Annotated in this window: 11 protein-coding genes; all 11 read right to left on the reverse strand. The window is 32.9% G+C overall.

Translation table 11 applies throughout. The features are described 5' to 3' along the window. Nucleotides 1-70: 70 nt before the first annotated feature. The gene (gene spoVS, locus B7R65_RS02430) at nt 71-331 is read right to left on the reverse strand and encodes a stage V sporulation protein SpoVS (protein WP_088041153.1); all 261 of its coding nucleotides are present in this window, start codon (nt 329-331) and stop codon (nt 71-73) included. Nucleotides 332-453: 122 nt separating this feature from the next. Then, complete coding sequence (locus tag B7R65_RS02435) at nt 454-1,251, reverse strand: TIGR00282 family metallophosphoesterase (protein ID WP_088041154.1); 798 nt, start codon at nt 1,249-1,251, stop codon at nt 454-456. Between the two features lie 219 nt (nt 1,252-1,470). After that, nucleotides 1,471-3,042 (reverse strand): ribonuclease Y, encoded by a 1,572-nt coding sequence (rny, locus tag B7R65_RS02440; RefSeq protein WP_088041155.1) that lies wholly within the window; start codon nt 3,040-3,042, stop codon nt 1,471-1,473. A 703-nt stretch (nt 3,043-3,745) separates the two neighbouring features. Next, entirely contained in the window at nt 3,746-4,786 is a 1,041-nt protein-coding gene (gene recA / locus B7R65_RS02445; protein WP_088041156.1) for a recombinase RecA, read from the reverse strand. Nucleotides 4,787-5,035: 249 nt separating this feature from the next. Next, nucleotides 5,036-6,286, reverse strand: a complete 1,251-nt coding sequence (locus B7R65_RS02450; protein ID WP_088041157.1) for a competence/damage-inducible protein A — start codon at nt 6,284-6,286, stop codon at nt 5,036-5,038. Nucleotides 6,287-6,317: 31 nt separating this feature from the next. Beyond that, a complete protein-coding gene (pgsA, locus tag B7R65_RS02455; protein ID WP_088041158.1) occupies nt 6,318-6,896 on the reverse strand; it encodes a CDP-diacylglycerol--glycerol-3-phosphate 3-phosphatidyltransferase in 579 nt (192 codons plus the stop codon). A gap of 73 nt (nt 6,897-6,969) precedes the next feature. After that, nucleotides 6,970-7,863 carry a helix-turn-helix domain-containing protein gene (locus B7R65_RS02460; protein ID WP_088041159.1) on the reverse strand — a complete coding sequence of 298 codons (894 nt, stop codon included), beginning with the start codon at nt 7,861-7,863 and terminating at the stop codon, nt 6,970-6,972. Nucleotides 7,864-7,883: 20 nt separating this feature from the next. Beyond that, nucleotides 7,884-8,675, reverse strand: coding sequence for a DUF3388 domain-containing protein (locus B7R65_RS02465; protein WP_088041160.1), 792 nt, complete (start codon nt 8,673-8,675; stop codon nt 7,884-7,886). Nucleotides 8,676-8,788: 113 nt separating this feature from the next. Next, entirely contained in the window at nt 8,789-9,517 is a 729-nt protein-coding gene (ymfI, locus tag B7R65_RS02470) for an elongation factor P 5-aminopentanone reductase (RefSeq protein WP_088041161.1), read from the reverse strand. Nucleotides 9,518-9,601: 84 nt separating this feature from the next. Continuing rightward, complete coding sequence (yfmH, locus tag B7R65_RS02475) at nt 9,602-10,885, reverse strand: EF-P 5-aminopentanol modification-associated protein YfmH (protein ID WP_088041162.1); 1,284 nt, start codon at nt 10,883-10,885, stop codon at nt 9,602-9,604. Then, nucleotides 10,885-12,162 carry an EF-P 5-aminopentanol modification-associated protein YfmF gene (yfmF, locus tag B7R65_RS02480; RefSeq protein WP_088041163.1) on the reverse strand — a complete coding sequence of 426 codons (1,278 nt, stop codon included), beginning with the start codon at nt 12,160-12,162 and terminating at the stop codon, nt 10,885-10,887. Before yfmF ends, yfmH begins: the two co-directional genes overlap by 1 nt. Nucleotides 12,163-12,275: the final 113 nt, after the last annotated feature.

The following is a 12,275-nucleotide window of genomic DNA, read 5'->3' on the forward strand; positions in this document are numbered from 1 at the left end:
ATCGTTATTTGGATTAATAAAAATACAAAATAAAACAACCTGCTCGCTTTTGGCTTACAGGTTGTTATTATTAACGAGGTTCAACGATTAATTTAATCGCAGTACGCTCTTCCCCATCGATTTGAATATCCGTAAATGCAGGGATACAAATTAAGTCAACACCACTTGGTGCAACAAAACCTCTAGCGATTGCAACTGCTTTTACAGCTTGGTTTAATGCTCCTGCTCCAATTGCTTGGATCTCGGCTGTACCACGCTCTCTTAATACACCTGCAAGTGCTCCTGCTACAGAATTAGGGTTTGATTTTGCTGAAACTTTTAATATTTCCATTCCTGGATCCTCCTTGTTACTTAAAAAGCTATTATTGTGTACAATAAAAACTATTCTCGATTACAAGGAGATATTCCTGCTAATTTTTTAAAGTTTTTTAAAAATTTTTACTATTCATTTAATTATGATAATAAGCTTTGACGATCATCATTTATTTGAATTCTTTTAATCGATTTAGCAAGTCCACTATTTTTATCTAGCTCAATAATAACACCGCTAAGCTGACCTCTTCCTTCATCTACATCAAAGCGAACTGGTAGATTCGTTAAGAATTTTTTTAGTACAGCCTCTTTTGTTACACCAAGTACGCCATCATATGGTCCTGTCATTCCTACATCCGTAATAAAAGCTGTGCCATCTGGTAATACACGTTCATCAGCTGTTTGAACATGCGTATGTGTACCTACAACTGCAGTAACTCTACCATCTAAATACCAACCCATTGCAATTTTTTCACTAGTTGCTTCAGCATGAAAATCCACAAAAATGATATTTGTTCTTTTTTTAGCTATCTTAATCAGTTCATCTGCTTTTTTAAACGGGCAATCAATTGGGGGCAGGAATGTTCTTCCTTGTAAATTAATGACTGCTATTTCTACATCATTAAAGTTTAGAAAAACTAGACCTTTTCCTGGTGTTCCTTCTGGATAGTTCGCTGGTCTAACTAAATATTTTGCATCGTCGATGAATTCAAAGATTTCTTTTTTATCCCAAGCATGATTACCAAGTGTAACAGCTTGTGCCCCTAATTCTAAAAATTCACGATAAATCTTCTCGTTGATTCCTTTACCATGCGCTGCATTTTCACCGTTAATGATTGTCACTGATGGTGAAAATTCACGTTTTAATGATTGAATATGAGACTTAACCATATCTCTTCCATTAGACCCTACAACATCGCCTATAAACATAATTCTCATCGCTTTACTTCCTTCCAGTTTGCATTTACTAGATAGTAGTTAATGCAAATACTTACACTTATATTACCCAAAATATGAAAGGCCCCTTACCTATCACATTCTCAAACTTATATCTTTATCGTTCAACTAAGATAAGTTCAGAATGATTTAGAAGGAGCCGAAATTTTTAAAATAATCCATTATTTCTGATAAAAAGAAAATAAAGTGGTATTAACCACTTTATTTTGCGTACTCTACTGCTCGAGTTTCACGAATAACCGTTACTTTTATATGACCTGGATAATCCAGCTCATCTTCAATACGTTTTCTAATATCTCTCGCAAGCCTATGAGCTTGTAAATCATCAATCGTATCAGGTTTAACCATGATACGCACTTCACGACCTGCTTGAATTGCGAAAGATTTTTCAACACCTTCATACGATTCAGAAATCTCTTCAAGTTTTTCTAAACGACGAATATAGTTTTCTAAAGTTTCGCTTCGAGCTCCTGGTCTTGCAGCCGATAATGCATCTGCAGCAGCCACAAGTACTGCAATAATTGACGTTGGTGCAGTATCTCCATGGTGAGATGCAATACTATTTATAACAACTGGGTGTTCTTTATACTTCGTTGCTAATTCTACACCGATTTCAACATGACTTCCTTCTACTTCATGATCGATTGCTTTACCAATGTCATGAAGAAGACCTGCACGTTTGGCTAGCTTTACATCTTCTCCGAGCTCAGCTGCCATTAAACCTGCTAAATTAGCTACTTCCATAGAATGTTTTAACACATTTTGACCATAACTAGTTCTAAATTTCAGACGACCTAATATTTTAATTAAGTCTGGATGAATTCCATGAACACCAACTTCAAAAGTAGTTTGTTCTCCTACTTCACGTATGTACTCATCTACTTCACGTCTTGATTTTTCGACCATTTCTTCAATTCTTGCTGGATGTATACGACCATCTTGTACTAATTTATCTAATGCAATTCGCGCTGTTTCTCGACGAATTGGATCAAAACCTGATAGTATAACTGCTTCAGGCGTATCATCAATTATTAAATCAATACCTGTTAATGTTTCTAAAGTACGAATATTTCGACCTTCACGACCGATTATTCGCCCTTTCATTTCATCATTTGGAAGATTTACAACTGATACGGTTGTTTCAGCAACATGATCTGCTGCACAACGTTGGATTGCTAATGATAAAATATCCTTCGCTTTTTTATCAGCTTCTTCTTTCGCACGAGCTTCTGTTTCTTTTACTAGTATTGCTGTTTCATGGGATAGTTCATTTTCGACTTTAGTAAGTATTAATTGTCTTGCTTCTTCACGATTTAAGCTAGAAATTCTTTCTAACTCGTCTTGTTGAGCAGCAATTAATCCCTCTATTTTGCTTTCCAGTTCTTCTATCTGCTGTTGTTTCAATACAAGAGAATCTTCTTTTCTTTCAAGAACAGACTCACGTTTTGAAAGTCCATCATCTTTACGGTCTAGATTCTCTTCTTTTTGCATTAAACGATTTTCTTGCTTCTGTATTTCACTACGACGATCTCGAATTTCGTTCTCCGCATCTGTACGAATTTTGAAAATTTGGTCCTTTGCTTCCAATAAAGCCTCTTTTTTAATTGTTTCTGAATCACGTTTAGCATCTTCAATAATATGATTTGCATGATTAGTTGCGCCATTAATTTTAGCTTCTGCAATGGACTTACGAACAAAAAATCCAACAACGTAACCGACTCCGAATGTGGCAAGCAATACGAAGATGATCAAAATTATTTCTTTTGCACCCATGATTTCACCTCCTCTTGCTATTTAATTAGTTTCATTTTTGTCGGCTTGTATATTGTTATTAATAATTGCATCAACATACAGCACATTTAATTTCAAAATTTCATTTCGAAGTAATATTTTTTTAGAATATACACTTAAATATTAAATCTCTTACCAAATGATGTCAAGCATTGTAAATCGCTTACTTGCTTGATTTATCAATATTTATTACATTTTTACTAGATTTCATACATAAGAATGAAAATTTTATGCAAACTTTGTTTATTTTTATTAAATTACAACGGCACTTTATGACATGTTTTTTTATAAAATCGCTGTTTTCGTAAACTTTGTTCCAATAAAAAAAGTAATACGTCGATTTCCACTCCAGAATGCTCGATTTCTTTGGGGCGTGCAATGAGCCTGGGCCCACATGATGTGGGTCATGCATCCATTAAGACAGGATGTTTTAAAAACCTTATTAACTTATTGAATAAACCATTTTTATAAAGGTCTGTTAAAGTACATTTTCAGATCATCTAGAGTTTTCACTCTCTTTTTAGTGGACGAAGGTAAGTTTATTTGATCTTTTTCATTATATTTCTATAAATTTCTTCAAAATATTGCATAGCTTATTATTAAAAAAGCGAGTGCTTTAAAAAGCACTCGCATTCTACGTTTAAACTATTAAGATTTAGTATAACATTATTTGTTCAGAATAAGATTATTCGTCTAATAAAGAGAATTGATCTTCTTCATCTTCAGGCACAGTAACTGGTTTGTCTAAGCTATAGTGCTCACGAATAGAGGCTTTAACAGTATCACGGATATCTTTATTTTCTTTTAAGAATATTTTAGCATTTTCACGTCCTTGACCAAGACGCTCTTCATTATATGAATACCATGCCCCACTCTTAAGAACGATATCTAAATCAGAACCGATGTCTAAAATCTCGCCTTCTTTAGAGATACCTTCTCCGTACATAATATCCACCTCTGCTTGTCTGAACGGAGGTGCTACTTTATTCTTAACAACCTTAATTTTTGTTTTGTTACCAACAATATCATTACCTTGTTTCAATTGTTCAGCACGACGCACTTCTAAACGAACAGATGAATAGAATTTTAATGCACGTCCACCTGGAGTTGTTTCAGGGTTACCAAACATAACGCCAACTTTTTCACGAATTTGGTTGATAAAGATTGTAATTGTTTTTGATTTATTGATTGCACCAGAAAGCTTACGTAATGCTTGAGACATTAAACGGGCTTGTAAACCAACGTGAGCATCTCCCATTTCACCTTCAATTTCAGCTTTTGGAACTAATGCTGCTACAGAGTCTACTACGATAATATCAATCGCACCACTACGTACTAAAGCTTCACAAATTTCAAGCGCTTGTTCACCAGTATCTGGCTGTGATAATAGTAACTCATCAATATTTACACCTAATTTTTGTGCATAGATTGGGTCTAATGCATGTTCCGCATCAATAAATGCTGCTTGTCCACCTTGAGCTTGAACTTCAGCAATGGCATGTAATGCAACAGTTGTTTTACCAGAACTCTCAGGGCCATATATTTCAACGATTCGGCCTCTTGGATATCCACCAACACCTAATGCTATATCTAGTGCTAACGATCCACTAGAAATAGTTGAAATTCGACGGTCAGTTTGTTCACCAAGCTTCATAATCGAACCTTTACCGAATTGTTTTTCTATTTGTTTTAAAGCCATTTCTAACGCAGCTTGACGATCACTCATTAATATTCCTCCTCAGGATTACATTTATCTCTTAAATATATAATAACTGTTTTTTGTTCGTTTGCCAACAAAAAAATAGAACGTTTATTCGATATTTTTCTTAATTAAAGTTGTTTTTTGAAGAATAGAAACGCTTGTTTCGTATTTTTTCTACTATAAAACACATTTTCTATTAAACTATAATCTATAAAATTAAAAAAACTCGGCTAATTTACCGAGCTTTTTAATTATAAAATATGAAGTTACGTTTTATAAGTCTTGACTTTCATTAATTAATTTAATTAATAAGCTTGCACCATTTTTGACGGATGATAATCGTATTTGTTCTCTTGTTCCACTAAATTGATATTCTTTAATAACAGGTTCCGAATCACCAATTTTAATACCAATGTATACTTTACCCACTGGCACATTTTCTAAAGTTGAAGGTCCAGCTTCTCCAGTAAAACTAATCGAAATATTGCTTTTTGCTAAAACTTGCATGTTTTCTACTAATGATTTAGCACATTCCTCACTAACTGCACCATAATTAGCAAGAAGCTCAGATTGAACATTTAATAAGTTTTGTTTCATTTCATTAGAGTAGCACACTATACTTCCGGAAAAAATAGAAGAATTACCAGGAATATCAGTCATTCTTTTACTAAATAATCCACCAGTCAAACTTTCAGCAGCAGAAATTGTTAGATTTAATTCTTTCAATTTTTTTGATAAAACGATAAATAGATTTTCTCCGGTTGTTCCATAAATAAATTGTCCAACGCGTTCGCGAATTGCATGTTCAGCCTTTTCAATTAATCTATCAGCTTCTAGTTCATTACTTGCACTGGCTGTGATACGAAGCATAACTTCACCTTCACTTGCCAACGGGGCAATTGTCGGATTAGATTGGGTTTCGAGAATATCTAATATCTTAGTTTCAAGAATCGATTCTCCTATACCAAAAAACTTAAGTTCTTTTGATACTATTGTGTTCATTTCTTTACCTATTAAGAAATAAGGAATTAACTCATTCTCAACCATCGGAATCATTTCTTTTGGTGGTCCAGGCAACAACACGAATTGTTTATTTTCACTTTCATAAACCATTCCTGGAGCCATACCATTTTTATTAACTAATACATGAGAATGATTAATGACTAATGCTTGTTTTTTATTATTCTCTGTCATAGGACGATTAACTTTTATAAAGTACTGCTCGATAAACTGTAAAGATGGTTCATGATAAACGAGTGTTTCACCAACAAATTCCGAAACTACTTCTTTCGTTAAATCATCCTTCGTTGGACCTAACCCACCTGTTAGAATAATTAGGTCACTCCTAGATGAAGCCACTTCTAATGCATGTTTTAAGCGATCAGAATTGTCTCCAACTACTGTTTGGAAATGATGGTGATATCCTAGGGTTGATAAATGTTTAGCTAGAAATTGCGCATTTGTATTTGCAATTTGTCCTAATAGTAGCTCTGTTCCAACAGCTATTATTTCAGCTCTTTTCATCTCATTTCCTCCTATTCTTAACTAAATCTAATTACATTGATTTAATAAGAACGTCTCTATTTTTATAGAAATAATCCCAACCTGAATAAACAGTATAAAATAATGCAACCCATAGTGCTACATCAGCAATAGAAAATGGTAAAAAGTTTAATGGGAAATCATGTAGAAAATAAGCTGATATTGCTACGATTTGGGCCCATGTTTTAATTTTACCTAGCATTGCTGCAGCGTGTACTTCACCTGAACCAGCTAGAATCATTCGTAATCCAGTAACTGCAAATTCTCTACTAATAATAACAATTGTAATCCATGCAGGAACATAGTGAAAATCTGTTAAAATAATTAAAGCAGATGATACTAGTAATTTATCTGCTAATGGATCTAAAAACTTCCCAAAGTTCGTCACTAAATTATACTTACGTGCATAATACCCATCGATAAAATCTGTTACAGACGCTATTATGAAAATCGCTGCACCTACTAAGTGATTAACAGGTATCGAATCACCAAGTAATGTAACATTACCCCATCCAAAGTCTATTAAAACAACAATCATAAATAACGGGATCAAACATACCCTTGAAACTGTAATCTTATTTGGTAAATTCATTCTAAAAACCTCCAAAACATTCTAAAAAATGAAGCAATTTATGATAAATGAATAAAAGCCATCTTGAAGATGACTATTGATTCATTTTTAAATTTTTAATCGTAATATATTGATGAACAGCTTCTGTTGGACTAACTGGGAATTGGAATACTTCATCATTGATATGTAGTTCAACATTATGAGAAGCACCTATATTTACAGTTACTTCATTTTCATCAGTAAAGTCAAATGATTGAGTTTGACCTTGCTTTAAAATTCCACTGTAAAACATTTTTCCGCTAGGATTTTTAATATCCACATAACTTTCACCATTAGAAATAACTTCTAATTTAAACACATCTGTACCAGTTAAAGAAACAGTTGTACGTTTCCCTTCAGCAGAATCAACAGTAATCTTTTGAGTAGGCTCTACCTTAGTATCTTCATCTTTAGGTACTTCAGTATCTTTTTGATCGTCCTTCGCTTGATCTAAAGCATTATTTTCAGGTTTTTCAATTTCTGAACTTGCATTAGATTGATTAGTGTTGGTGGAGTTATTTGTTTTATTTTTTGATGGAAACATCATATAAATTGCGATACAAATACCGATAATTAGTATAGCAATTAAAATTTTCGGTAAGTAATCCATTATTCTTGATGATTTAACATTTACACCTAAAGGTTCCTTAAGCTTTGTTGCTCTGCTCGGAATTTCTTCATGTTTTACTTCATCAGGAATTGCAGAAGATTCACTCGATTCTTCCACTGCTGGCTTCTCAATTAATAAACTTGAAACATCAACACCAACTGTTTCAGCATATTGTCTAATAAACGCACGTACATAAAATTGACCAGGCAATATATCATAATTCCCAGATTCAATTGCTTCAAGATAACGTTTTTGAATTTTTGTTAATTCTTGAACATCATCAATTGATAAGTTTTTCGCTTCTCTTGCTTCACGTAATATTTTTCCTAATTCTGTCACAAGTCACACCCCAACTAACTTTAAAAATCAAACATTGTGAACGAGTTCGGTCCATTTTTATCCATTTGGTCTACTAGTTCATATTTAATTTCTTCATTTTCATCATTTCTTAATTCTATTATGTAATCAAAATCATCTAAAGAATATTCTGTTTGTTGTACAAACACATCAGGATGTTCGACCACCTTAACAGAGGACATTGCCATAATTTCACGAACTAACTGCCAATGTTGCTCATTAGCTCTTCTATGCGATAGAATTCCATCAATAATAAATACATTATCTGAATTATATTCATCTTCTATCAATTGACTTCTTAATGTTTGTTTAATTAACGTCGATGAGACGAATAACCAACGCTTATTTGCACAAACGCTTGCCGCAACAATTGATTCAGTTTTACCGACACGTGGCATTCCTCGGATACCAATTAACTTATGACCTGGCATTTTAAAAAGCTCAGCCATAAAATCGACTAACATTCCTAAATCATCACGAACGAAACGAAATGTCTTTTTATCGTCTTCATCGCGTTGAATATACGTACCGTGTCTAACTGCTAGACGATCTCGAAGTGTTGGTTTTCTTAATTTAATTATTGTTATATTGTCCATTGTATTTAAAATTGATTCAAATCTAGTAATTTGATCATCGTTTTCACAACCTAATAGCATCCCACGTCTCATCGTGTCGACACCATTAATTGTCAAAATATTTATCCCCAACATACCAATAAGTGAAGCTATATCTCCAAGTAGTCCAGGGCGATTCTTGTGTATTTCATATTCAAAATACCATTCGACTAATTGCATACTAATACCCCCTATTATATAACTACTTTTACTCTACCTTTTATAATAAACGATTTTACCTTAATAGAAAAGGTAAAATATGTGAAATAGCAAACTTTCGAGTGTTAACATTATTATGAGGTGTGCCAACCACCGTTTACTCCAATTATTTGGCCAGTTACATAGGAAGATTGTTCGGAAATTAGGAATGATACTGTATTAGCAATTTCATTTGGAATTGCTAATCTATTTAACGGAATTTCTTCAGCAATGGCTTCTAGGTCATCTTCACTAAAAGAATTTAACATACTTGTTTTTACTGCTCCAGGAGCCACTGCATTCACTCTAATTCCACTTGGACCTAACTCTTTCGCAAGGGACATTACATAAGCGTTTTGGGCACCTTTTGTAGTAGAGTATAGTACTTCACATGAGGCACCAATTTGACCCCATATTGAGGAAATTACAACAATACTACCAGTTTTACGTAAAACCATATTTGGAATGTAATGATTAATCACTTTAATTAAACTTTTTATATGTAGTTGTGTTAACATATCTATTTCCTCATTACTTACATCAGTAATCAATCCAAAAACTGAAAAACCTGAAGCGTATACGATCGAATCTATTTCAGTATTAATTTGTGAAGTTAATATTTCTACACCTTTTTCACTCGATAAATCAGCTTGTACAACTTGGCAATCAACTTGATAATCAATTGCTAAATTGAACAATTCAGTCAATGGATCAACTTTACTATTATAATGTGCAATAACATGATATTTTTCTTCAATTAATTTTTTGCAAATAGATAAACCGATATCTCCACTTGCCCCAATAACCAAAACTCGTTTTCTCATTCTTATATTCTCCACTTGTAAGTCTTCTATCATTCAATATTCTCAATTTCAAATAAAAAGCATCCTAAAAGGATGCTCACTAGTTTAATGAGGAAGAACGAAGAATTCACTCATATAGTCTTCATTTAATAATTGACTAGCAGCTGCTTTTAAATCCTCTACATTAATAGATTGTAGCACACTTACTATGTCAAATAAATTCATATCTAAAAATGCGTAACGTGTAAATTGATTTGCAATATATTCAGGTGAGTTTAGAGAACGAAGGAATCCTCCAATTTTCTTTTTCACTACTCGATCGACAATTTCTTTTTCCCATTGAATATTTTTTGAATCCAATAATATTTCTTTAATTTTTGCAGAAAGTTTTTCAGGTTCAGCTGAATCCCCTCCTATTATCGCAAAGGCAAATCCATTTTCAGCTGAATAGTCATATGAGAATGTATCATCAATTAATCCATCTTCATACATATCTTGATAAGTATTTGATCCTTTACCAAATAAATAATCAAGTAAAATTGAAACCGTCAGTTCATGTTTTAACAGGGTATCCCCTTCTTTTGGTGCTGCGAAATCTTTCACGCCAACTAAAACTTTTGAAGATTGTACATTCATATGTAATACTTTTTTCTTCTCAAAAGATGATGCTGTCTCTTCTGGGAAAAAGCGTTTAATTTCTGTTGCATCCTTAAATGTTTTTTTCGATTGATTGTCTTTAATCATTTTCATTGTTTCTTCTGGGTCAACAGGACCTACCACGAAAAATAACATATTACTCGGATGATAAAACGTTTCATAACAAGTATATAGTAGTTCTTTTGTGATTTTTGAAATTGATTCGACTGTTCCAGCAATATCCGTTCTTACTGGATGTTTACCATATAGTGAGGCAATCATGCCAAAATACTGTCTCCAATCAGGATTATCTTCGTACATTTTGATTTCCTGACCAATAATCCCTTTTTCCTTTTCAACACTTTGATCGGAAAAATACGGATCCTGAACAAAATCTAATAATGTAATTAAGTTTTGTTCAACGTTGTTTGTTGCTGAAAATAAATAGGCAGTTCTAGTGAAACTTGTAAATGCATTTGATGATGCACCTTGCTTACTAAAAACCTGAAAAACATCGCCATCTTTTTTCTCAAATAGTTTATGCTCTAAAAAATGAGCGATCCCATCTGGAACGACTAATTTTTCTTCCTTTCCAAGGGGAATAAACTCTGAATCAATTGATCCGTATTTAGTAGTAAAGGTCGCATAAGTTTTGTTATATCCTTGCTTTGGTAATATATATACTTTTAATCCATTTTCAAACTGTTCAAAGTAAAGTGTTTCATTTAGTTGTTCAAAATACTTTTTCTCCATTATGCTCCCTCCTGACCTTTCAAGAAGTAAGTTGTATGCAATTTAATTTTCTTAGCAACATTCACAATTTCTTCCTTCGTCACTTTTTCAATTTCAGGAATCCATTCTTCTATTGCACGTTCATTTCCTGCAGCATGATCATTAAATAGCGTCTCAATAATACCAAAAGCAGTATCCATACCTTCTAATAAACTATTTTTAATAACTAATTTTGTTTGAGCAATATCGTCCTCTGTAAAATTACCTTTTCTCATTTCTTCAAGTTGCTCAGCAATAATCGTAGTTGCTTTTTTAAAATTCTCATTTGCTATCCCAGACATAACCATCAATATGGATTTATGGCTTTCAAAGCGAGAAGCAGCATAGTATGCTAGGCTATTTTTCTCACGTACATTGATAAATAATTTTGAATGTGAGTATCCGCCGAACAGTCCATTAAATACTTGAAGTGCAAAATAGTCAGGATCTTGAATCGAGATATCAGTTGTATACCCTATGTGTAATTTAGCTTGATTTAATTTTTGTTCTTCAATTATTTCTTGTGGTGATTCAATCGGCTTAGCTTTTATTGTAGAGAATCGTTTTTGTTCCACACCTGTACTTTTAAAATTCTCCTCAACTAGCTTTTGGCATTGATCAAAAGAAACATCTCCTACGATATATAAATCAATTAAATCTTCTTTTAAAGACTTCTCATAGTAATTATATAGTGCATCTGGAGTAATTGATTTTACATCTTCAGTTTTTCCATTGGCTAATAAAGCATATGGATCATTTTTAAACATTTCTTCAACTAATCGTTGATTTGCATATTTCAATTTATCATCATTTATTGATTGAATGCGTTGAACTTGAGTTCTTTTTTGTGTCTCAACATGCTTAGCAGAAAATGTTCCACTTTCTTTAAATGGATTTTGCCAAATAGATGCGATTAAAGAAATCGCTTCATTTAATAAAGCATTTTGATTTGAAAGATATTTTTCATTCGCAATATCTATTGAAAATGACATGACATGATAGTCCCCTTTTTTTGATACATCTACAAAAAAAGTTGCGCCATATAATTCTTCAAGTTTTCTTCTAATTTCACCATTGGTTGGCAGTTCCTCTGTACCACTTTGTAACACATAAGGTAAAATCCCTCTGAATGAAATTGTATCCTCTTCAAGTTTCCCACGAACCTTTAACGTAATTGAATTCGTTTTGAATTTTTCAGTTGTGATGACATGTAGCTGGATTCCATTAATTTCACTATTTTTATACTGTAACAAATTCACATTTAACCCTCCTTAGACAGTTATCACATATTCATATTTATTTCCAATATCTTCATTGTATCTCTAATTTTACCAAAAATAAAACCTACTGCTTAGTTTACCCAAAAATCTTC

Origin of the sequence: Bacillus sp. EAC (assembly GCF_002156875.1) — a bacterium.
Taxonomy (GTDB): domain Bacteria; phylum Bacillota; class Bacilli; order Bacillales; family Bacillaceae_G; genus Gottfriedia.

What these genes read in the sequence shown, in the direction of transcription:
- spoVS (WP_088041153.1), bottom strand. Translation starts at nt 331, where the DNA reads ATGGAAATATTAAAAGTTTCAGCAAAATCAAACCCTAATTCTGTAGCA.
- B7R65_RS02435 (WP_088041154.1), bottom strand. Translation starts at nt 1,251, where the DNA reads ATGAGAATTATGTTTATAGGCGATGTTGTAGGGTCTAATGGAAGAGAT.
- rny (WP_088041155.1), bottom strand. Translation starts at nt 3,042, where the DNA reads ATGGGTGCAAAAGAAATAATTTTGATCATCTTCGTATTGCTTGCCACA.
- recA (WP_088041156.1), bottom strand. Translation starts at nt 4,786, where the DNA reads ATGAGTGATCGTCAAGCTGCGTTAGAAATGGCTTTAAAACAAATAGAA.
- B7R65_RS02450 (WP_088041157.1), bottom strand. Translation starts at nt 6,286, where the DNA reads ATGAAAAGAGCTGAAATAATAGCTGTTGGAACAGAGCTACTATTAGGA.
- pgsA (WP_088041158.1), bottom strand. Translation starts at nt 6,896, where the DNA reads ATGAATTTACCAAATAAGATTACAGTTTCAAGGGTATGTTTGATCCCG.
- B7R65_RS02465 (WP_088041160.1), bottom strand. Translation starts at nt 8,675, where the DNA reads ATGCAATTAGTCGAATGGTATTTTGAATATGAAATACACAAGAATCGC.
- ymfI (WP_088041161.1), bottom strand. Translation starts at nt 9,517, where the DNA reads ATGAGAAAACGAGTTTTGGTTATTGGGGCAAGTGGAGATATCGGTTTA.
- yfmH (WP_088041162.1), bottom strand. Translation starts at nt 10,885, where the DNA reads ATGGAGAAAAAGTATTTTGAACAACTAAATGAAACACTTTACTTTGAA.